Source organism: Clostridium zhoujianii (genome assembly GCF_051590805.1).
In the GTDB taxonomy this organism is placed as follows: domain Bacteria; phylum Bacillota; class Clostridia; order Clostridiales; family Clostridiaceae; genus Clostridium.
On the sequence record NZ_JBPUTF010000003.1, the window covers coordinates 35,471 to 57,736 of the forward strand.

Annotated in this window: 28 protein-coding genes; all 28 read left to right on the top strand. The window is 35.6% G+C overall.

Translation table 11 applies throughout. The features are described 5' to 3' along the window. Positions 1-41: 41 nt before the first annotated feature. The 28 genes from rpoB (at position 42) to rplO (ending at position 22,264) form a co-directional block, all read left to right on the top strand. Positions 42-3,758 (top strand): DNA-directed RNA polymerase subunit beta, encoded by a 3,717-nt coding sequence (rpoB, locus tag ACSYT2_RS14925; protein ID WP_430857770.1) that lies wholly within the window; start codon positions 42-44, stop codon positions 3,756-3,758. 21 nt (positions 3,759-3,779) lie between these two features. Further along, positions 3,780-7,313, top strand: a complete 3,534-nt coding sequence (rpoC, locus tag ACSYT2_RS14930) for a DNA-directed RNA polymerase subunit beta' (protein WP_430857769.1) — start codon at positions 3,780-3,782, stop codon at positions 7,311-7,313. Positions 7,314-7,465: 152 nt separating this feature from the next. Continuing rightward, entirely contained in the window at positions 7,466-7,702 is a 237-nt protein-coding gene (locus ACSYT2_RS14935; RefSeq protein WP_430857768.1) for a L7Ae/L30e/S12e/Gadd45 family ribosomal protein, read from the top strand. A gap of 60 nt (positions 7,703-7,762) precedes the next feature. Further along, a complete protein-coding gene (gene rpsL / locus ACSYT2_RS14940; RefSeq protein WP_430857767.1) occupies positions 7,763-8,140 on the top strand; it encodes a 30S ribosomal protein S12 in 378 nt (125 codons plus the stop codon). 146 nt (positions 8,141-8,286) lie between these two features. Then, positions 8,287-8,757: a 30S ribosomal protein S7 gene (rpsG, locus tag ACSYT2_RS14945; RefSeq protein WP_430857766.1), complete on the top strand. Its 471-nt coding sequence runs from the start codon at positions 8,287-8,289 to the stop codon at positions 8,755-8,757. 77 nt (positions 8,758-8,834) lie between these two features. Beyond that, complete coding sequence (gene fusA / locus ACSYT2_RS14950; RefSeq protein WP_430857765.1) at positions 8,835-10,901, top strand: elongation factor G; 2,067 nt, start codon at positions 8,835-8,837, stop codon at positions 10,899-10,901. Between the two features lie 188 nt (positions 10,902-11,089). After that, a complete protein-coding gene (tuf, locus tag ACSYT2_RS14955; RefSeq protein WP_430857764.1) occupies positions 11,090-12,283 on the top strand; it encodes an elongation factor Tu in 1,194 nt (397 codons plus the stop codon). 704 nt (positions 12,284-12,987) lie between these two features. Further along, entirely contained in the window at positions 12,988-13,296 is a 309-nt protein-coding gene (rpsJ, locus tag ACSYT2_RS14960; protein ID WP_021876938.1) for a 30S ribosomal protein S10, read from the top strand. An 80-nt stretch (positions 13,297-13,376) separates the two neighbouring features. Beyond that, positions 13,377-14,006: a 50S ribosomal protein L3 gene (gene rplC / locus ACSYT2_RS14965; protein ID WP_430857763.1), complete on the top strand. Its 630-nt coding sequence runs from the start codon at positions 13,377-13,379 to the stop codon at positions 14,004-14,006. A 25-nt stretch (positions 14,007-14,031) separates the two neighbouring features. Then, entirely contained in the window at positions 14,032-14,652 is a 621-nt protein-coding gene (gene rplD, locus ACSYT2_RS14970) for a 50S ribosomal protein L4 (RefSeq protein WP_430857762.1), read from the top strand. Then, positions 14,652-14,948, top strand: coding sequence for a 50S ribosomal protein L23 (gene rplW / locus ACSYT2_RS14975; protein WP_430857761.1), 297 nt, complete (start codon positions 14,652-14,654; stop codon positions 14,946-14,948). Before rplD ends, rplW begins: the two co-directional genes overlap by 1 nt. Positions 14,949-15,009: 61 nt before the next feature. Further along, on the top strand, positions 15,010-15,843 hold the full coding sequence (gene rplB / locus ACSYT2_RS14980) for a 50S ribosomal protein L2 (RefSeq protein ID WP_438385110.1): 834 nt from the start codon (positions 15,010-15,012) through the stop codon (positions 15,841-15,843). A 66-nt stretch (positions 15,844-15,909) separates the two neighbouring features. After that, positions 15,910-16,188, top strand: a complete 279-nt coding sequence (gene rpsS / locus ACSYT2_RS14985) for a 30S ribosomal protein S19 (RefSeq protein WP_430857759.1) — start codon at positions 15,910-15,912, stop codon at positions 16,186-16,188. A 28-nt stretch (positions 16,189-16,216) separates the two neighbouring features. Next, positions 16,217-16,552 (top strand): 50S ribosomal protein L22, encoded by a 336-nt coding sequence (rplV, locus tag ACSYT2_RS14990; RefSeq protein ID WP_430857758.1) that lies wholly within the window; start codon positions 16,217-16,219, stop codon positions 16,550-16,552. A 17-nt stretch (positions 16,553-16,569) separates the two neighbouring features. Beyond that, a complete protein-coding gene (gene rpsC / locus ACSYT2_RS14995) occupies positions 16,570-17,235 on the top strand; it encodes a 30S ribosomal protein S3 (protein ID WP_430857757.1) in 666 nt (221 codons plus the stop codon). A 17-nt stretch (positions 17,236-17,252) separates the two neighbouring features. After that, positions 17,253-17,687, top strand: coding sequence for a 50S ribosomal protein L16 (gene rplP / locus ACSYT2_RS15000; RefSeq protein WP_430857756.1), 435 nt, complete (start codon positions 17,253-17,255; stop codon positions 17,685-17,687). Beyond that, on the top strand, positions 17,687-17,896 hold the full coding sequence (gene rpmC, locus ACSYT2_RS15005) for a 50S ribosomal protein L29 (protein WP_430857755.1): 210 nt from the start codon (positions 17,687-17,689) through the stop codon (positions 17,894-17,896). Before rplP ends, rpmC begins: the two co-directional genes overlap by 1 nt. Positions 17,897-17,917: 21 nt before the next feature. Further along, positions 17,918-18,175 (top strand): 30S ribosomal protein S17, encoded by a 258-nt coding sequence (gene rpsQ / locus ACSYT2_RS15010; RefSeq protein ID WP_430857754.1) that lies wholly within the window; start codon positions 17,918-17,920, stop codon positions 18,173-18,175. 29 nt (positions 18,176-18,204) lie between these two features. Then, positions 18,205-18,573 carry a 50S ribosomal protein L14 gene (gene rplN / locus ACSYT2_RS15015; RefSeq protein WP_430857753.1) on the top strand — a complete coding sequence of 123 codons (369 nt, stop codon included), beginning with the start codon at positions 18,205-18,207 and terminating at the stop codon, positions 18,571-18,573. A 17-nt stretch (positions 18,574-18,590) separates the two neighbouring features. After that, positions 18,591-18,905, top strand: coding sequence for a 50S ribosomal protein L24 (rplX, locus tag ACSYT2_RS15020; RefSeq protein WP_430857752.1), 315 nt, complete (start codon positions 18,591-18,593; stop codon positions 18,903-18,905). A gap of 23 nt (positions 18,906-18,928) precedes the next feature. Then, a complete protein-coding gene (gene rplE, locus ACSYT2_RS15025; RefSeq protein WP_430857751.1) occupies positions 18,929-19,468 on the top strand; it encodes a 50S ribosomal protein L5 in 540 nt (179 codons plus the stop codon). A 15-nt stretch (positions 19,469-19,483) separates the two neighbouring features. Further along, positions 19,484-19,669: a type Z 30S ribosomal protein S14 gene (locus ACSYT2_RS15030; protein WP_430857750.1), complete on the top strand. Its 186-nt coding sequence runs from the start codon at positions 19,484-19,486 to the stop codon at positions 19,667-19,669. Between the two features lie 32 nt (positions 19,670-19,701). After that, positions 19,702-20,100 (top strand): 30S ribosomal protein S8, encoded by a 399-nt coding sequence (gene rpsH, locus ACSYT2_RS15035; RefSeq protein ID WP_430857749.1) that lies wholly within the window; start codon positions 19,702-19,704, stop codon positions 20,098-20,100. 71 nt (positions 20,101-20,171) lie between these two features. Beyond that, on the top strand, positions 20,172-20,714 hold the full coding sequence (rplF, locus tag ACSYT2_RS15040; protein WP_430857748.1) for a 50S ribosomal protein L6: 543 nt from the start codon (positions 20,172-20,174) through the stop codon (positions 20,712-20,714). An 18-nt stretch (positions 20,715-20,732) separates the two neighbouring features. Then, complete coding sequence (rplR, locus tag ACSYT2_RS15045; RefSeq protein ID WP_430857747.1) at positions 20,733-21,092, top strand: 50S ribosomal protein L18; 360 nt, start codon at positions 20,733-20,735, stop codon at positions 21,090-21,092. 19 nt (positions 21,093-21,111) lie between these two features. Beyond that, positions 21,112-21,609, top strand: coding sequence for a 30S ribosomal protein S5 (gene rpsE / locus ACSYT2_RS15050; RefSeq protein ID WP_430857746.1), 498 nt, complete (start codon positions 21,112-21,114; stop codon positions 21,607-21,609). A gap of 13 nt (positions 21,610-21,622) precedes the next feature. Further along, positions 21,623-21,802, top strand: coding sequence for a 50S ribosomal protein L30 (rpmD, locus tag ACSYT2_RS15055; RefSeq protein WP_430857745.1), 180 nt, complete (start codon positions 21,623-21,625; stop codon positions 21,800-21,802). Between the two features lie 21 nt (positions 21,803-21,823). Further along, positions 21,824-22,264 (top strand): 50S ribosomal protein L15, encoded by a 441-nt coding sequence (gene rplO / locus ACSYT2_RS15060; protein ID WP_430857744.1) that lies wholly within the window; start codon positions 21,824-21,826, stop codon positions 22,262-22,264. Positions 22,265-22,266 lie beyond the last annotated feature (2 nt).

Consider the following 22,266-nt stretch of genomic DNA (forward strand, 5'->3'; position numbering starts at 1 on the left):
GTGTTTTTGGTTATTTTAGTTTATACAAGGGGTGAAAATTCATGGTACATCCTGTCCAAGTTGGAAAAAGAACAAGAATGAGTTTTGGTAAGGTTAATGATGTAATTGACATGCCAAACCTAATTGAAGTACAGTTAGATTCCTATGAATGGTTCTTAAGAGAAGGGCTTCATGAAGTATTTCATGATGTTAATCCTATAAGCAATTTCACAGGTAATTTAGTGCTTGAATTTGTTGACTACAAACTTGATATGGAAAATATCAAGTACTCAGTGGAAGAGTGTAAAGAGAGAGATACTACTTATGCTGCACCACTAAAGGTTTCTGTAAGATTACAGAATAATGAAACAGGAGAAATAAAAGAGCAAGAAGTGTTTATGGGAGATTTCCCATTAATGACTGAACAAGGTACTTTTATTATTAATGGTGCTGAAAGAGTTATCGTAAGCCAATTAGTAAGATCGCCAGGAGTTTACTATAGTTATAGTAGAGATAAGAGTGGTAAAAAGCTATTCTCATCAACTGTTATACCTAATAGAGGAGCTTGGTTAGAGTATGAAACAGATTCTAATGATATTATATACGTAAGAATCGATAAAACAAGAAAGCTTCCAATAACAATACTTGCTAGAGCGATGGGTATAGGAAATGATCAGGAACTACTTGATTATTTTGGTGAAGAAGAAAGATTCAGAGCTTCAATAGAAAAGGATAATACAAAGACTAGAGAAGAAGCTTTATTAGAAATTTATAAGAGATTAAGACCAGGGGAACCTCCAACGGTTGATAGTGCAATATCATTAATAGATTCACTATTCTTCGATGCGAAGAGATATGATCTATCAAGAGTAGGAAGATATAAGTTCAATAAGAAACTTGCATTAAACTTGAGAATTGCAAATCAAGTGGCAGCAAGTGATATAGTGAACCCGTCAACTGGGGAAGTAATGGTAGAACAAGGCCAAAAAATCAGCAGATTAATGGCAGAAGAAATTCAAAATGCTGGAGTAAATTCAGTAGATGTTTTAGTAGAAGATAAAACTATTAGAGTAATAGGAAATCATTTTGTAGATATAAATAAACATATCTCATTTGATATATCAGATTTAAACATAAAAGAATTAGTTCATTACCCAACTCTAAAAGAAATTCTTGATAATTTCTCTGATATTGATTCAATAAAGGAAGAAATTAAGAAGAATATAGGTAGATTAGTACCGAAACATATAATAAAAGATGATATATTCGCAACAATTAGTTATGAAATAGGATTAGCATATGGAATAGGTAATGTTGACGATATTGATCACTTAGGTAATAGAAGATTAAGATCTGTAGGAGAGCTTTTACAAAATCAATTCAGAATTGGTTTATCAAGAATGGAAAGAGTAGTTAAAGAAAGAATGACTATTCAAGACCAAGAAGCAATCACTCCTCAAATGTTAATTAATATAAGACCAGTAGCTGCAGCTATTAAAGAATTCTTTGGTAGTTCACAGTTATCACAATTCATGGACCAAATCAATCCTCTTTCTGAGTTAACTCATAAGAGAAGATTATCAGCATTAGGACCAGGAGGTCTTTCAAGAGAAAGAGCTGGTTTCGAAGTAAGAGACGTTCACCATTCTCATTATGGTAGAATGTGTCCTATAGAAACGCCAGAAGGCCCAAATATAGGTCTAATTAACTCATTAGCAACATTTGCCAGGGTAAATGAGTATGGGTTTATAGAAACACCATATAGAATAGTTGATAAAGAAAATGGAAAGGTAACTGATGAGATAAGATACTTCACAGCTGACGAAGAAGATCAGTACTTAGTAGCACAAGCTAAGGAACCATTAGATGAAAATGGTCACTTTGTAGATAAGAAAATTACAGTTAGAAATCAAGAAGATATATTTGTTGTTCCAGCACAAGATGTTGATTTAATGGACGTATCTGCTAGACAAATTGTTTCGGTTGCAACAGCAATGATACCTTTCCTTGAGAATGATGATGCATCAAGAGCACTGATGGGTTCAAACATGCAACGTCAGGCAGTTCCTTTATTAAAGCCACAGGCACCGATAGTTGGTACTGGTATAGAGTTTAAGGCTGCTGTTGACTCAGGAGTTCTTCCAAAAGCGAAGAATGCAGGTGTTGTTACTTATGTAAGTGCAAGCGAAGTAAGAGTAAAGAGAGATTCTGACGGTGGTACTGATACTTATAGATTACTTAAATTCACAAGAAGTAACCAAGGTATGTGTATAAATCAAAGACCTATAGTTGAAACTGGTGAAATAGTATTTAAGAACCAAGTGTTAGCAGATGGACCATCTACAGATTTAGGAGAAATCTCATTAGGTAAGAATATCAGAATGGGATTCATAACTTGGGAAGGTTATAACTATGAGGATGCTATGCTTATCTCTGAAGAATTAGTAAGAGAAGATGTATTTACTTCAATTCATATAGAAGAATACGAATGTGAAGCAAGAGATACTAAGCTTGGACCAGAAGAAATAACAAGAGATATTCCTAATGTAAGTGAAGATGCGCTTAAAGATGTAGACGAAAGAGGAATAATAAGAATTGGTGCTGAAGTAAGATCAGGGGATATTCTTGTTGGTAAGGTTACTCCTAAGGGAGAAACAGAACTGACTGCTGAAGAAAGATTATTAAGAGCTATCTTTGGTGAAAAAGCAAGAGAGGTTAGAGATACTTCATTAAGAGCTCCTCATGGTGAAGCTGGTATAATAGTAGATATCAAGGTATTTACTAGAGAAAATGGCGATGATTTAAATCCAGGAGTTAACGAGCTTGTAAGATGTTATATAGCTCAAAAGAGAAAGATTTCAGTTGGAGATAAGATGGCGGGACGTCATGGTAATAAAGGGGTTATTTCAAGAGTACTTCCAGAAGAAGATATGCCTTTCTTACCAGATGGTAGACCACTACAAATATGCTTAAATCCATTAGGAGTTCCTTCTCGTATGAATATTGGTCAGGTACTTGAAGTTCACTTAGGTTGGGCAGCGAGTCAACTTGGTTGGCATATAGCTACACCAGTATTTGATGGAGCAACAGAAAGTGATATCGAAGAATGTCTTGAAAAGGCAGGATACAATGCAAATGGTAAAACTGTTTTATATGATGGTAGAACAGGAGAAGCATTTGATAATGAAGTTACAGTTGGAATAATGTATATCTTGAAACTAGCTCACTTAGTTGATGATAAGATACATGCTAGATCAACTGGTCCATACTCATTAGTAACTCAACAACCACTTGGAGGTAAAGCTCAATTTGGTGGTCAAAGATTTGGTGAAATGGAAGTTTGGGCACTAGAAGCTTATGGAGCAGCTCATACACTACAAGAAATTTTAACTGTTAAGTCAGATGATGTTGTTGGTAGAGTTAAAACGTATGAAGCGATAGTTAAGGGTGAAAATATCCCAGAACCAGGGGTTCCAGAATCATTTAAGGTTCTTATAAAAGAACTTCAAGCCCTTTGTTTAGATATAAAAGTTTTAAATGAAGAGAATGAAGAAGTTCAATTAAAAGAACTTGCAGAAGACGATATGGAAAATATAGAAGTTAATATAGAGGGGACTGAAGAACTTATTTCATCGCCAGTAGTTGAACTAGATGAAAGTTTTGAAGTAGCCGAAGAAGAATCAGAAATAGATGGAGATCAAGACGAAGATTTTGAAAGCTTCCAGTTAGACGGATTAAAAGAGGATTTAGAACTTGATGATTTTAATGACGAACACTAATTTTGAAGGGAGGATATACCCTTGTTTGAATTGAATAATTTTGATGCTATACAAATTGGCTTAGCATCCCCTGAACAAGTAAGAGAATGGTCAAGGGGTGAAGTTAAAAAACCAGAAACAATTAACTACAGAACATTAAAGCCAGAAAGAGATGGTCTTTTCTGTGAGAGAATATTTGGACCAATGAAGGATTGGGAATGTCACTGTGGTAAGTATAAGAGAGTAAGATATAAGGGTATCGTCTGCGACAGATGTGGCGTAGAAGTTACTAAAGCTAAAGTAAGAAGAGAGAGAATGGGGCATATAGAACTTGCTGCCCCAGTATCTCATATTTGGTATTTCAAAGGGATTCCATCAAGAATGGGATTAATCCTTGATATGTCACCAAGAGCGCTTGAAAAAATATTATATTTTGCTTCATATGTAGTTATTGATCCAAAGGAAACTCCGCTATTAAAGAAGCAACTTCTTAATGAAAAGGAATATAGAGAAGCAGCAGATAAATACGGAGAAGAAAGTTTCGTAGCAGGTATGGGAGCTGAAGCAGTACAACAACTTCTTGGTGAGATTGACTTAGAAGGACAATCAATAGAATTAAAAGAAGATTTAAAAACTAGTACTGGTCAAAAGAAAGTTAGGGTAATAAGAAGACTTGAAGTAATAGAATCATTTAAAAAGTCTGGCAATGATCCAAGATGGATGATTATAGATGTTATACCTGTAATTCCACCAGATTTAAGACCTATGGTTCAATTAGATGGTGGAAGATTTGCTACATCAGACTTAAATGATCTTTATAGAAGAGTAATCAATAGAAATAACAGACTTAAGAAGTTATTAGATTTAGGTGCGCCTGACATAATTGTTAGAAATGAAAAGAGAATGCTTCAAGAAGCAGTTGATGCTTTAATAGATAATGGAAGAAGAGGAAGAGCTGTTACAGGTCCTGGAAACAGACCTCTTAAATCATTATCAGATATGCTTAAGGGTAAGCAAGGTAGATTCAGACAAAACTTACTTGGTAAGAGAGTTGACTACTCTGGTAGATCAGTTATCGTTGTAGGGCCTGAATTAAAAATGTATCAATGTGGACTTCCGAAAGAAATGGCTATAGAATTATTTAAGCCATTTGTTATGAAAAAGCTAGTTGAAGATGGAGTTGCTCATAATATAAAGAGCGCTAAGAGAATGGTTGAAAGAGTAATGCCACAAGTATGGGATGTACTTGAAGAAGTTATTGCAGATCATCCAGTTTTACTTAACCGTGCTCCTACGTTACACAGACTTGGAATTCAAGCTTTCCAACCAGTATTAGTAGAAGGTAGAGCAATAAAACTTCATCCACTTGTATGTACAGCATATAACGCGGATTTCGATGGAGACCAAATGGCTGTCCATGTACCACTATCGGTAGAAGCACAAGCTGAAGCAAGATTTTTAATGTTAGCTGCAGGAAATATATTGAAGCCTTCTGATGGTAAACCAGTTTGTGTACCAACACAGGATATGGTTTTAGGTTCATACTATCTAACAATGGATAAGGATGGAGCTAAGGGGGCAGGAAAGCATTTCTACTCTAAAGAAGAAGCTATAATGGCTTATGAAGTAAAAGAAATAGCTATTCACGCAGAAATCTTTGTTAAGATGACTAGAGTAGAAAATGGAGTTCAATCTTCCGGAATAATTAAAACAACAGTAGGTAAAATTATATTTAATGAATCTATTCCACAAGATTTAGGATTTGTTGATAGAAGCAAGGAAGATGAAAAATTCAACTTAGAAGTTGACTTCTTAGTTACAAAGAAATCTTTAGGAACTATAATAGATAAGTGTTATTTAAAGCATGGACCAACAGATACATCAATAATGCTTGATAAGATAAAAGCATTAGGATACCACTATTCATCAATAGGAGCTATTACAGTAGCAGCATCAGATATGATCGTTCCAAAAGCTAAGTACGATCTATTAAAAGATGCTGATGAAACAATTGAAAAAATTGAAAAGATGTATAAAAGAGGTTTCATATCAGATGAAGAAAGATATGAAAGAGTTATAGAAAAGTGGACCAAGACAACTGAAGAAGTAGCTGATACTTTAATGGCAAGCTTGGATAAATTTAATCCAATATATATGATGGCTGACTCAGGAGCCAGAGGTTCTAAGTCACAAATCAAGCAATTAGCAGGTATGAGAGGACTTATGGCAAGTCCATCTGGTAAGATTATAGAGTTACCAATCAGAGCATCATTTAGAGAAGGCCTTGACGTACTTGAGTACTTCTTATCAACTCACGGTGCGAGAAAAGGTAATGCTGATACTGCATTAAAAACAGCAGACTCTGGTTACTTAACTAGAAGACTTGTTGATGTTTCACAAGATGTTATCGTAAGAGATGAGGATTGTGGTACTGATGATGGTATGGTAGTAGCTGAGATTAAAGAAGGTAATGAAGTAATCGAAGGCTTAAAAGAAAGACTGACAGGTAGATATCTTGCAGAAGATGTTTTACACCCAACTAGTGGGGAGTTAGTTGCAGAAAAGAACTCATATGTTGACTCAGATATGGCAGAAGTGATAGTAGCTACAGGCATTAAGAAAGTAAAGATTAGATCAGTATTTACATGTAATTGTAAAATTGGTGTATGTGCTAAATGTTATGGTATGAACATGGCTACTGCTAAAAAGATTAACATAGGTGAAGCAGTTGGTATAATAGCTGCACAATCTATAGGAGAGCCTGGAACGCAGCTTACAATGAGAACATTCCATACTGGTGGTGTTGTCGGTGCTGATATAACTCAAGGTCTTCCAAGAGTAGAGGAATTATTTGAAGCTAGAAAGCCTAAGGGTCTTGCTATAGTTAGTGAAATAACAGGTACAGTAAGAGTCGAGGATACTAAGAAGAAGAGAATAGTTCACGTTATGAGTGCTGATGGAGAAGAAAGAAGTTACGATATTCCTTTCGGTTCAAGATTAAAGGTAAGCAACGATGATCTTATTGAAGCTGGAGATGAAGTAACAGAAGGTTCAGTTAATCCGCATGATATTATGAATATCAAGGGTGTTGATGGAGCTAGAAGATATCTTCTTTCAGAAGTACAAAAGGTTTATAGACTTCAAGGCGTTGATATTAACGATAAGCATTTAGAAGTTGTTGTAAGACAAATGACTAGAAAAGTTAAGGTAAGTGATTCTGGAGATACAGAACTACTTCCTGGAACTATGATAGATATATTTGATTTTGAAGAAGCAAATGCTAAAATAAGAGAATTAGGTGGAGAAGAGGCTAAGGGTGAACAAGTTTTACTTGGTATTACAAAAGCAGCTTTAGCAACTGATAGTTTCTTATCAGCAGCATCATTCCAAGAAACAACAAGAGTACTTACAGAGGCTGCAATTAAAGGTAAGATTGACCCACTTGTTGGTCTGAAAGAAAATGTAATCATTGGTAAGCTAATTCCAGCAGGAACAGGCATGATGAGATATAGATCTGTAAGGCTTGATGTAGAGGATGATTTAATAGAAGATGAGGCTGCGAATACGGCAGAATAATACAATGTAATTTTATTGACATGTGTATGCTTAAATGATAAAATACGAATGTGTGATTTTTAGAAATACACTACAGTATGATTGTCTAAATGATTTCATGAAGATGAAGCTAATTACTTTGTCTTCATGAGTTTACTATGAGGAGGGATCCCATGTTAGACAGACTTGTAGGAAAAAAAGTTATTGGTATAAAACAATGTACGAAAGCTATCAAAAATGGCGAAGGCAAAGTTTTATACGTAGCAAAAGATGTAGATTGTAAGTTAATCGCACCCTTAATGGATTTAGTGGATGAACATAATATTAGAATTGAATCCGTTGAGACAAAGAAAGAATTGGGCAGAATATGTGGAATAGAAGTAGAATCTTCTGTTGCATTATTGCTGTAATTAAACTTGTTTTATCTTTTTATAATTTAAATAGATAAATAAAATTCAGGAGGTGAAAAAATGCCAACTATTAGCCAATTAGTAAGAAAAGGAAGAAAAGTAGCTGCTACAACTTCAAATTCACCAGCACTTAAGGATTGTCCTCAAAGAAGAGGTGTTTGTACTGTAGTTAAGACTACTACTCCAAAGAAGCCTAACTCAGCGTTAAGAAAGATTGCAAGAGTAAGACTTACAAATGGATATGAAGTTACTGCATACATTGGTGGTGTAGGACACAACTTACAAGAACATAGTGTTGTTCTAATAAGAGGTGGTAGAGTTAAGGACCTTCCTGGTGTTAGATACCATATTGTAAGAGGTGCATTAGACTGCGCTGGAGTAGCTAACAGAATGCAAGGAAGATCAAAGTATGGAGCTAAGAGACCTAAGAAAAAATAGGCTCTTAACCAAATGTAGTGCTTATCTTCAGCGTTTACATAGATTTATAAGTTAAGTTTATATAGATGAAGAAGTTAGCACTTTGCGGTATGAAAGAATACCGAGTACCGATGAACTTAAATTAGTATGTTAAGGAGGGAAGAAAAGTGCCAAGAAAAGGACATATAGCAAAGAGAGATGTATTACCAGATCCAATGTACAAGTCAAAGGTTGTTACAAAGCTTATAAACGGTATAATGGAAGATGGTAAAAAGGGAGTAGCACAAAAAATATGCTACGATGCATTTGAAATTATGGCGGAAAAGACTGGTAAGGATGCGTTAGAAGTTTTTGAAGAAGCAATGAACAACATAATGCCTTTACTAGAAGTTAAAGCTAGAAGAATAGGTGGAGCAACTTATCAAGTTCCAATAGAAGTTAGAGCTGAAAGAAGACAGACTCTAGGTATCAGATGGATGCTAGCTGCTGCTAGAAAAAGAGGAGAAAAGCTTATGTGTGAAAGATTAGCTGGAGAATTATTAGATGCAGCTAATAACACAGGCGCCGCTGTTAAGAAGAGAGAAGATACTCACAAGATGGCAGAAGCAAACAAGGCTTTCGCTCACTACAGATACTAATAGAAAAACTGTTTTGGTTCTTTTACCAAAACAGTTTTCTCGAATTTAATAATAACTCGTTGAGAGGAGGAATATAAATGGCTAGAAAATATCCTTTAAATATGTTCCGTAACTTCGGAATAATGGCTCATATTGATGCCGGTAAAACTACGACAACTGAGCGTATACTGTTCTATGCTGGTAAGACACATAAAATAGGAGAAACTCATGAAGGTGCTTCACAAATGGACTGGATGGAACAAGAAAAAGAGAGAGGTATAACAATTACTTCTGCTGCTACAACTTGTTTCTGGAAAGATCATGAATTAAATATCATTGATACTCCAGGTCACGTAGACTTCACAGTTGAAGTTGAAAGATCATTAAGAGTTCTTGATGGAGCTGTTACAGTTCTTGATGCTAAGAGTGGAGTTGAGCCACAAACTGAAACTGTTTGGAGACAGGCAGATAAGTATGGTGTACCAAGAATGATATATGTTAATAAGATGGATGCTACAGGTGCTGATTTCTTTAGATGTATTAACACTGTAAGAGATAGATTAAAAGCTAATGCAGTTCCAATACAAATACCAGTAGGTGCAGAAGATCAATTTAAGGGAATGATAGACTTAATAAGAAACGTTGCTATTATGTACTATGATGATCTTGGTGTTGACATGAGAGAGGAAGAAATTCCTGCAGAATTAAAAGACCAAGCAGAAGAGTATAGAGGAGCAATGATAGAAGCTATTGCTGAAACTGATGAAGAGTTAATGATGAAATATCTTGAAGGTGAAGAAATCACTGAAGAAGAACTACATGCATCATTAAGAAAAGCTACAATAGCTAATGAAATCTACCCATGTATTTGTGGATCATCTTACAAGAATAAGGGTGTTCAACAAATGATTGATGGTGTTGTTGCTTACTTACCATCACCAATAGATATACCTGCAGTTGATGGAACAAATCTTGAAGGAGAAGCAGACACAAGAGAAGCTTCAGATGAAGCACCAATGTCAGCTTTAGCATTTAAGATTGCTACTGATCCATTCGTAGGTAAGCTTGCGTTCGCTAGAATTTATTCAGGTGTTATGGAAAGTGGTTCTTATGTTCTTAACTCAACAAAGGGTAAGAAAGAAAGAATCGGTAGACTTGTTAAAATGCATGCTAACCATAGAGAAGAAGTTGAATCATTAGAAGCTGGAGAATTAGGAGCAGTTATAGGTCTTAAGAACACTACAACTGGTGATACTTTATGTGCTGAAAATAATCCAATAATTCTAGAATCAATGGAATTCCCAGAACCAGTTATAAATATAGCTATAGAGCCAAAAACTAAAGCTGGTCAAGAAAAGATGGGATTAGCATTAGCTAAGCTTGCAGAAGAAGATCCAACATTTAAAACTTGGACTGATCAAGAAACAGGTCAAACAATCATCGCTGGTATGGGTGAGCTTCACTTAGATATCATAGTTGATAGACTTCAAAGAGAGTTCAAGGTTGAGTGTAACGTTGGAGCTCCACAAGTATCATATAAAGAAACAATTAGAAAAGCTGTTAAGGCAGAAGCTAAGTATGCTAAGCAATCTGGTGGTAAGGGACAATACGGTCACGCTGTTATTGAAATGGAACCAACAGAAGGCGAATACACATTCGAAAATGCAGTTGTTGGGGGAGCTATTCCAAAAGAATATATTCCAGCAATAGATGCAGGTATACAAGAAGCAGCTAAAACTGGTACAATCGCTGGGTATAACGTTATTAACTTTAAGGTTAAGTTAGTACACGGTTCATACCATGAAGTCGATTCATCGGAAATGGCATTTAAAATTGCTGGATCAATGGCATTCAAAAATGCTATGGCAAAAGCAGAACCAGTACTACTTGAGCCTACAATGAGGGTTGAAGTTACTGTTCCAGAAGAATACATGGGTGATGTTATAGGTGACATTAACTCAAGAAGAGGTAGAATGGAAGGAATGGAAGCTGTTAATGGTGCTCAAGTTATTAGAGCCTTCGTACCATTATCAGAAATGTTCGGTTATGCTACTACTTTAAGATCAAGAACTCAAGGAAGAGGAGTTTACGCTATGGTATTCGACCACTTCGAAGAAGTTCCAAAGAGTATTCAAGAAAAAATTGCTGGCGAGAGAAGCAAGTAATTTATATAAATAAGGTGCTACTTAAATGTAGCACTGTACCTTGGGCTTGAGGGAAGTTACGCCGATGGAGTCGCAAGACGATGAAGTAGGAAAAGTTCAATAATAAAACTAGATATTGGAATCTATATAAGTTATAATATTGACGAAAAGGTTCTTTAATTAATTGTTTATACAAGGAGGAATTTACAATGGCAAAGGAAAAATTCGAAAGAAATAAACCCCACGTAAATATTGGAACAATTGGTCACGTTGACCACGGTAAGACAACACTTACAGCAGCTATTACAACAGTATTATCAAAGCAAGGTTTTGCTGAAGCATTTGATTACGCTGCAATAGATAAGGCACCAGAAGAAAAAGAAAGAGGTATTACAATCAATACTTCACACGTTGAGTATGAAACTGCAAACAGACACTATGCTCACGTTGACTGTCCAGGACATGCTGACTATGTTAAGAACATGATTACAGGAGCTGCACAAATGGATGGAGCAATCCTAGTATGTTCAGCAGCAGATGGTCCAATGCCTCAAACAAGAGAACATATACTACTAGCATCAAGAGTTGGTGTTGACTATATCGTAGTATTCTTAAACAAGGCAGATATGGTAGACGATCCAGAATTACTTGAATTAGTAGAAATGGAAGTAAGAGAATTATTAAGCGAATACAACTTCCCTGGAGATGATATTCCAGTAGTTACAGGTTCAGCTTTAAAAGCATTAGAAAACCCAACAGACGAAGAAGCAACTAAGTGCATCATGGAATTAATGGAAGCAGTAGATAGCTACATTCCAACTCCAGAAAGAGCAACAGATAAGCCATTCTTAATGCCAGTAGAAGATGTATTCACAATCACTGGTAGAGGAACAGTTGCAACTGGTAGAGTTGAAAGAGGAGTTCTTCACGTAGGAGACGAAGTAGAAGTAGTTGGATTAAGTGAAGAAAAGAAGAAGGTTGTAGTAACTGGAATCGAAATGTTCAGAAAGTTATTAGACGAAGCGCAAGCAGGAGATAATATCGGAGCATTATTAAGAGGTGTTCAAAGAACTGATATCGAAAGAGGTCAAGTACTTTCAAAGCCAGGTTCAGTACACCCACACAAGAAGTTCGTAGGTCAAGTATACGTACTTAAGAAAGAAGAAGGTGGTAGACATACTCCATTCTTCGATGGATACAGACCACAATTCTACTTCAGAACAACAGACGTTACAGGATCAATCAAATTACCAGATGGTATGGAAATGGTTATGCCTGGAGACCACATCGATATGAACGTTGAATTAATCACTCAAGTAGCAATGGATGAAGGATTAAGATTCGCTATCAGAGAAGGTGGAAGAACTGTAGGTTCTGGTGTTGTTACTAGCATAACAGAATAATTTATATATTTTAAGAGTAAAGGAGACGTCCTTTACTCTTATTTTTTTATTAAAGAATAGTAATTAACCAAAATAACAGTAAAAAAACATAGAAGTTTTAAATAAAAACTATATTCATTAATAGTATAAGGAAGCTATTTAAGTTTATGTAGGAGTCAAAAGATATAAGGTGGGTGTAGTATAAAAGGGATGAGGAAAAGTAGAAGGAAGTTTATATGAAATAAAACTGAAAATGGCATAAGGGAATAGAGTTAAGAAAAAGATCACTTAATCTGTATTTAATTCAAATTATGGAATTGAGGGAATGAAATTTTATTAATGAGGGAAAACTATAAAAAAGGACAGTTTTTACTAGTAAAAAGATTAAAAAAAGTGGTTGAATTAAAATTAAATAGGATTTAAAATAAAACAAGTAAGAAAAAAGTGCCTTATAAAATCATATAAATAAAAAATAAATATTATGATGAAAAAAACTTGAAAACACAATATAAAAATAGTATAATAAAGAAGTTGCAGAGCAAACAGCGATGAATCAAGAGGTTGCCGGACTTCCGGGTAATTCTTGATGAGTATGTCTGGATCTAGAATCCGACGACAGGGATTCTATAATTTTGTCTAAAGTGATGAAACACCAGGAACAGTTTATAGAATAACCGCTGTTGTGCGTTCGAAGTAAAGCGTACATGAAAAGGAGGGAAACCAAGATGTCAAAACAAAAAATAAGAATCAGATTAAAGGCTTTTGATCACACAATATTAGATCAATCTGCTGAAAAAATCGTAGAAACTGCTAAGTCAACAGGAGCAAAGGTTGCTGGTCCAGTACCATTACCTACAGAAAAAGATGTTGTTACAATATTAAGAGCAGTTCATAAGTATAAGGACTCTAGAGAGCAGTTCGAAATAAGAACTCACAAGAGACTAATCGATATCGTTAATCCATCACCAAAGACTGTTGATGCATTAATGAGATTAAATCTACCAGCTGGTGTAGATATCGAAATCAAGCTTTAATAGCAAATAGTTTTAGAATAGACATTGGACTATTATGATTGTTTAACAATCCGCTAATCAGTTTAGGAGGTGTAAATACAATGAAAAAAGCTATCATAGGAAAAAAGATAGGGATGACTCAAATATTCGATGAGAATGGTAAGGTGGTTCCTGTAACAGTTGTAGAGGCTGGCCCATGCGTTGTTGTTCAAAAGAAGACAATGGAAAAGGACGGTTATGAAGCAATACAAGTTGGTTTTGGAGATGTAAGAGAAAAATTAGTTAACAAGCCAGCTAAGGGACATTTTGCAAAGGCAGGAGTTTCATTAAGAAGAACTCTTAAGGAATTCAAGCTAGAAAACGCAAGCGAATATGAAATAGGCCAAGAAATAAAGGCTGATGTATTTGCTGCAGGAGATAAGGTAGACGTATCTGGTATTTCTAAAGGAAAGGGATTCCAAGGCGTAATCAAGAGATGGAATGCATCAAGAGGACCTATGTCACACGGTTCTAAGTTCCACAGAGCAGTAGGTTCAATGGGAGCTTCATCAGATCCATCAAAAACATTCAAGAATAAGCACATGCCAGGACATATGGGTGGAGTTAATACAACAGTATTAAACCTAGAAGTTGTAAAAGTAATAGCTGAAAAGAACTTAATACTAATAAAGGGTGGAATCCCTGGGCCAAACAAGGCTAAAGTAGTAATAAGAAACACAGTTAAGGCTTAATTTCTGGAAGAAAGGAGGAAACAGAATGCCTACAGTAGGATTATTTAATAAAGAAGCAAAGCAAATTGGAGATATCGAATTAAACGAAAATATCTTCGCTGTTGAAATAAACGAGCATGCAATGCATCAAGTAGTAGTAGCATTACTTGCTAACAAGAGACAAGGAACTCAATCAGCTAAAACAAGAGCTGAGGTAAGAGGAGGCGGAATCAAGCCTTGGAGGCAAAAGGGAACTGGTAGAGCTAGACAAGGTTCAATCAGAGCTCCACAATGGATTAAGGGTGGTATTGTATTCGCACCAAAGCCAAGAGATTATAGAATGTCAATTCCTAAAACAATGAGAAGAGTTGCTATGAAATCTGCTTTAACTAGTAAGGTTCAAGATAACGAAATGATCGTTGTTGAAGATTTAGCATTTGAAGGAATTAAGACTAAGCAAGTTGCTGAGATGCTTAAAGCTTTCGAAGCTAAGAAGACATTAATCGTAACAGCTGAATCTAACGAAGTAGTTTACAAATCAGCTAGAAATATAGAAGGAGTTACTGTAATTCCTGCAAACAACATCAACGTTTATGATTTACTAAAGTATAGTAAAGTAATCATGACTAAGGATGCTGTATCAAAGATTGAGGAGGTGTACGCATAATGAATTTAACAAGCCATGATATAATCAGAAAGCCTGTTATAACTGAAAAGACTATGACAGCTATGGCCGAAAATAAGTACACTTTCATAGTTCACATGAACTCAAACAAATCTCAAATAAAGAGAGCTGTTGAAGAAGTTTTTGGCGTTAAAGTAGATAACGTTCAAACACTAAGAACTATGGGAAAAACTAAGAGAATGGGCGTACATGTAGGAAAGAGATCTGACTACAAGAAAGCTATCGTAACACTTGCTAAAGACAGTAAGGGAATCGAATTCTTCGAAGGATTACAATAGTAAATTAAGGTGATTTATTGGTGTGATACACCAGATAAGCTGTAAGAAGGAGGGAAATTAAATGGCAGTTAAGAAGTTTAAACCGACTACCCCATCAAGAAGAGAAATGACTATGCCAACATTTGAAGAAATAACTACAAATGTTCCTGAGAAATCACTTCTTGTTTCATTAAAGAAAACTGGTGGTAGAAATGCTCAAGGTAAAATAACTGTTAGACACCACGGTGGTGGCGCTAAGAGAAAATATAGAATTATAGATTTCAAGAGAAATAAGGATGGTGTTCCAGCAAAAGTTGCTACTATAGAATACGATCCAAATAGAACAGCATACATTGCTTTAGTAGTATATGCAGACGGTGAAAAGAGATACATAATTGCTCCTGCTGGATTAAAGGTTGGAGATGTTATAGTATCTGGAGCAGATGCTGATATTAAAGCTGGTAATGCTCTTCCGTTAAGAAATATTCCTGTTGGTACAGTAGTACACAATATCGAATTACAAGCTGGAAAGGGAGCTCAGTTAGTAAGATCTGCTGGAAACTCAGCTCAATTAATGGCTAAGGAAGGTAACTATGCAACATTAAGATTACCTTCAGGAGAAATGAGATATGTTAGAATCGAATGTAGAGCTACTATAGGTTCAGTATCAAACTCAACTAACGATATCGTTAATATCGGTAAAGCTGGTAGAAAGAGACATATGGGATGGAGACCTACAGTTAGAGGTTCTGTAATGAACCCTTGCGATCACCCTCACGGTGGTGGTGAAGGTAAGTCACCAGTTGGTAGACCAAGTCCAGTAACTCCATGGGGTAAACCTGCACTTGGATACAAAACAAGAAAGAATAAGAAGTATTCAGATAAATTCATCATTAAAAAGAGAAACGCTAAATAGTCTGAAGAGAATAAATATTCTCTTCGAGGCTAGTTAGATGTATGTTAATGAAGGGAGGCAGTGCTAGTGAGTAGATCAACTAAAAAAGGACCTTTTATCCATGAAGGATTATTAAAAAAGGTAGAAGAAATGAATGCAAGTGGAGAAAAGAAGGTTGTTAAGACTTGGTCAAGATCTTCAACAATATTCCCACAAATGATAGGTCATACAATTGCTGTTCACGATGGAAGAAAGCATGTTCCTGTATATATATCAGAAGATATGGTTGGACACAAGCTTGGAGAGTTCGCATTAACAAGAACTTATAAGGGTCACGTGGATACAGATAAGAAATCAAAGAGATAATACAGTAGCCTGGAAAGGAGGAACATAAATGGAAGCTAGAGCTATAGCTAAGTATGTAAGAATGTCTCCAATTAAAGTAGGAGTTGTTCTTGATTTAATAAGAGGAAAGAATGTTAAAGAAGCTTTCGCTATTTTACAATATACTCCAAGAGAAGCGGCAGTAGTTATTAACAAAGTATTAAAGTCAGCTGTTGCTAACGCAGAAAACAATTTTGCTCTTGATACTGATAAGTTATATGTATCAGATGCATTTTGTGGTCAAGGTCCAACACTAAAGAGATTTAGACCAATGGATCATGGTAAAGCATTTAAAATACTTAAAAAAACAAGCCATATCACAATAGTGGTTAAAGAAAGAGCTTAGAGAAGGAGGGAAAATAAGTGGGTCAAAAAGTACATCCTCACGGACTTAGAGTAGGCGTTATCAAGGATTGGGATTCAAAGTGGTATGCAAATAAAAAAGATTTTGCTGATAACCTAATCGAAGATAACAAGATAAGAGAATTCGTTAAAAAGGAGCTTTTCTCAGCAGGAATTTCAAAGATCGAAATTGAAAGAGCTGCTAAAAGAGTAAAGTTAAATATACACACTGCAAAACCTGGTGTTGTAATCGGCAAAGGTGGATCAGGAATCGAAGCTTTAAAGGTTAAATTAGCTAAGATTATAAGTGGAAAAAACATCTTAATCAACATAGTTGAAGTTAAGAATGCTGAAGCAGATGCTCAATTAATGGCAGAAAATATTGCTGCACAATTAGAAAAGAGAATCTCATTCAGAAGAGCTATGAAGCAAACTATACAAAGAGCTATGAAGCACGGAGTAAAGGGTGTTAAGACTGCTTGTGCAGGAAGACTTGGTGGAGCAGAAATAGCTAGAACAGAACAATACAATGAAGGAACAATTCCACTACAAACATTAAGAGCAGACATAGATTATGGTTTTGCTGAAGCAGACACAACTTACGGTAAGATCGGAGTTAAGGTTTGGGTTTATAATGGAGAAGTACTTCCAACTAAAAAGGTTGAGAAGGAAGAAGCGAACGCATAAGAAAGGAGGAATAGATCATGTTAATGCCTAAAAGAGTAAAGCATCGTAAGGTACAACGTGGTAGAATGAAAGGTAAGGCTACAAGAGGGAATTTCCTTGCTTACGGAGATTTCGGTATTCAAGCTACTACTTGCGGTTGGATTACAAGCAATCAGATAGAATCTGCGAGAATTGCAATTAATAGATATATCAGAAGAGGTGGAAAACTTTGGATAAAGATTTTCCCAGATAAGCCAGTTACTGAAAAACCAGCTGAAACAAGAATGGGTTCAGGTAAAGGTTCACCAGAATATTGGGTAGCAGTAATTAAGCCTGGTAGAGTTCTATTCGAATTATCAGGAGTAAATGAAGAAGTTGCAAGAGAAGCAATGAGACTTGCATCACACAAACTTCCTGTAAAGACTAAGTTCGTTACAAGAAGAGATTTTGAGGAAATGGGTGGTGAAGAATAATGAAGGCTAGAGAATTAAAAGAGTTAAGAGCAAATAATCCTCAAGATTTAACAGCAAAATTAGGAGATCTTAAAGCTGAGTTATTCAACTTAAGATTCCAATTAGCTACAGGACAATTAGAAAATCCTATGAGAATAAGAGAAGTGAAGAAATCTATAGCCCAAATAAAAACCATCTTAAGAGAAGAAGAGCTAAAGGTTCAACAGTAATCTGGAAGGAGGTATTCTTTAATGGAAGAAAGAGGACTAAGAAAGAAAAGAATTGGTAGAGTTGTTTCTGACAAAATGGATAAAACTATCGTAGTTGCTGTTGAAACTAAGGTAAGACATCCACTATACGGAAAAACAGTTAATAGAACTACTAAGTTTAAGGCTCATGATGAAAATAATGAAGCTAACGTTAATGATAGAGTGTTAATAATGGAGACTAGACCATTATCTAAAGATAAGAGATGGAGACTTGTTGAAATAGTTGAAAAAGCTAAATAGCTTTTAAGGACTGAAAGGAGGGTAATTCAATGATACAACAACAAACCTTATTAAAGGTAGCAGATAACTCAGGTGCTAAAGAAATAATGTGTATCAGAGTTTTAGGCGGATCTAAAAGAAAGTTCGGTAACATTGGAGATGTAATAGTTGCTAGCGTTAAAAGTGCAACACCAGGTGGAGTTGTTAAAAAAGGTGACGTAGTAAAAGCTGTTATAGTTAGATCTGTAAAGGGATTAAGAAGAGCAGATGGTTCATACATTAAGTTTGATGAGAATGCTGCAGTTATAATAAAAGATGATAAGCAACCAAGAGGAACTCGTATTTTCGGGCCAGTTGCAAGGGAGCTAAGAGATAAAGAATTCAATAAGATATTATCATTAGCACCTGAAGTTCTATAATAGAGGAGGTGTCTAACTTGAAGGTACATGTAAGAAAGAACGACACAGTTGTGGTTATTTCAGGAAAAGATAAAGGTAAAACTGGAGAAGTTTTAAAAGTTTATCCAAAGACAGGAAAAGTCCTTGTTCAAGGCGTTAACATAGTTAAGAAGCACCAAAAGGCTACTAAGAACCAAGCTGAAAGTGCTATTATAGAAAGAGAAGCTGCTATAAACAGCTCAAAGGTAATGTTATATTGTACAAAGTGCAAGACTGCTACTAGAATCAGCAATAAGTTATTAGAAGACGGAGCTAAGATTAGAGTATGCAAGAAATGTGGAGAAACATTCTAGATTCTGAAAGGAGGTAACTCAATATGACAAGACTTCAAGAGAAGTATGAAAAAGAAATTATATCAGCAATGATTGAAAAGTTCGGATATAAAAACGTAATGGAAGTTCCAAAACTTGAAAAGATAGTAATCAATATGGGTGTTGGAGAAGCTAAGGAAAATCAAAAAGTATTAGAATCAGCAGTTAGCGACTTAACTTTAATCGCTGGTCAAAAGCCAATATTAACAAGATCAAAGAAATCAATTGCTAACTTTAAGATAAGAGAGAACATGGCTTTAGGATGTAAGGTTACATTAAGAAAGGCAAAGATGTATGAATTTGCTGATAAGCTAATGTCAATCGCTTTACCTAGAGTTAGAGATTTCAGAGGTGTTTCTAGTAAAGCATTTGATGGAAGAGGAAACTATTCCCTAGGAATTAAGGAACAATTAATATTCCCGGAAATAGAGTACGATAAGATCGATAAAGTAAGAGGAATGGATATAATCTTCGTAACAACAGCTAAAACTGACGAAGAAGCAAGAGAATTATTAAGATTCCTTGGAATGCCATTCGCTCAATAATAAGGAGGGAAAACCGTGGCACGTAAGGCTATTATTGAAAAGTGGAATAAAACCCCTAAATATCAAACAAGAGCTTATACAAGATGTAGAATATGTGGAAGACCACATTCAGTACTTAAAAAATTCGGTATTTGCCGTATTTGTTTTAGAGAACTTGCTTACAAGGGTCAAATCCCTGGCTGTAAGAAGGCAAGCTGGTAATATCGAAGTTATAGCGAAAGGAGGCACATTAAATGGTTATGACAGATCCTATAGCAGATTTGCTAACACGTATCAGAAACGCAAATGCTGTGAGACATGAAGTAGTAGAGGTACCTTCTTCAAATGTTAAGAAGGCCGTTGCAAATATATTATTACAAGAAGGATACATCAAAGAAATTGATGAATACAATGATGGAGTTGTTCCAATGCTAAGAATTGCTCTTAAGTATGGATCAAACAAAGAAAGAGTTATAACTGGTATCAAGAGAATATCTAAGCCAGGATTAAGAGTTTACTGTAAAAAAGATGAAACTCCAAAGGTTCTTAATGGATTAGGAATCGCTGTAATTTCAACTTCTAACGGACTTATGGTTGATAGAGAAGCTAGAAAGATGGGATTAGGTGGAGAAGTACTTTGCTACGTTTGGTAATATCTTAAGTAGAAAATAACTAAGTAAATAGATCAAATAAATGTACGACAAGAAATACAGGAGGTGCAATTATGTCAAGAGTTGGTAGATTACCAATAGCTATACCTGCTGGTGTAACTGTAGCTATAGCAGCAGATAATGTTGTTACAGTTAAGGGCCCAAAAGGCGAACTAGTAAAAGCTATGCACAAAGACATTAATATAGCGGTTGAAAACAACGAAGTAGTTGTAACTAGACCTAGTGATGTAAAAGAGCACAGAGCTCTTCACGGATTAACAAGAGCACTTATTAACAACATGGTAGTTGGAGTTAATGAAGGTTACCAAAAGACTTTAGATTTAGTTGGTGTTGGTTATAGAGCTCAATTACAAGGAACTAAGCTTGTAATGAACCTTGGATTCTCTCATCCAGTTGAAGTAGAACCAATGGAAGGAATTACTTTTGAAACTCCTGCTGCAACTAAGGTTGTAATCAAGGGAATCGATAAGCAAATAGTTGGAGCACAAGCTGCTGATATAAGACGTTGGAGAAAGCCAGAACCATATAAAGGTAAGGGTATTAAGTTCGAAGGCGAAGTTATCAGACGTAAAGAAGGTAAAACTGGTAAGAAATAATAGAAAGGAGTGAGCTTTATGTTCAAGAAGGCTGACAGAAAAACAAAGAGACTAAGACGTCACCTTAGAGTCCGTAAGAAAGTTTTCGGTACTCCTGAAAGACCAAGACTTTCAGTATACAGAAGTGAAAAGAATATATATGCACAAATAATAGATGATATAAATGCTGTAACTATAGTTGCTGCTTCAAGCTTAGAAAAAGATTTCGCAGCTAAGGGCGGAAACAAAGAAGGAGCTAAATTAGTAGGAGAACTAGTTGCTAAGAAGGCTCTTGACAAGGGAGTTACTGAAGTTGTATTTGACAGAGGTGGATACATTTACCACGGTAGAGTACAACAATTAGCTGAAGCTGCTAGAGAAGCAGGCTTAAAGTTCTAATAAATAAGGAGGGAAATAAATGAGAATCGATCCTAGTACACTAGACCTTAAAGAAAAGGTTGTTTATATAAACAGAGTTACTAAGGTTGTTAAGGGTGGTAGAAACTTCAGATTCAGCGCACTTGTTGTTGTCGGTGACGAGAACGGACACGTTGGCGTTGGTATGGGTAAGTCTATCGAAATCCCAGTAGCAATTAGAAAAGGAATAGAAGATGCTAAGAAGAACTTAGTTAAAGTTGCAATGGTTGGAACAACTGTTCCTCATGAAATATATGGAACTTTCGGAACTGGTAAGGTTCTTATAATGCCAGCTAAGGAAGGTACAGGAGTTATTGCTGGAGGTCCAGCAAGATCAGTACTTGAACTAGCAGGATTAAAGGATGTTAGAGCTAAGTCACTTGGTTCAAACAATCCAAGAAACATGGTTAACGCTACAATTAACGGATTAGCAAACTTAAGAACAGCTGAAGATATAGCTAAATTAAGAGGAAAATCTGTTGAAGAGATTTTAGGTTAGGAGGGAATTTGTAATGGCAAAGTTAAAAGTTACTTTAGTAAAGAGCTTAATCGGAAGAAAGAAGGCTCACATAGCTACTGCAAATGCCCTTGGACTTAAGAAGATCGGTAAAACAGTAGAACATGAGGGTACTCCTCAAATACAAGGTATGATTAAAAAAATAGACTACTTATTAAAGGTAGAAGAAATATAAAACAGAGGAGGTGCACTGAGTATGAAACTTCATGAATTAAAGCCAGCAGCAGGTAGCAGAAAGGCTCCAAAAAGAGTTGGTAGAGGTACAGGTTCTGGTTTAGGAAGAAACGCTGGTAAAGGTGAAAAGGGACAAAACGCTAGATCAGGCGGTGGAGTTAGACCTGGATTTGAAGGGGGTCAAATGCCTCTATACAGAAGACTTCCAAAGAGAGGGTTTACAAATATATTTGCTAAGAAGATTGTTAGCATAAACGTTGATAGATTAAATATGTTTGAAAACGGAACAGAAATTACTCCAGAAGTTTTACTTGAAACTAGAGTTATAAGTAAGGTTATGGACGGAGTTAAGATCTTAGGAAACGGAAACTTAGAAAAGAGCTTAACAGTTAAAGGCTGTAAGCTTTCAAAATCTGCAGTAGAGAAAATCGAAGCAGCTGGAGGAAAAGTTGAGGTGATTTAATA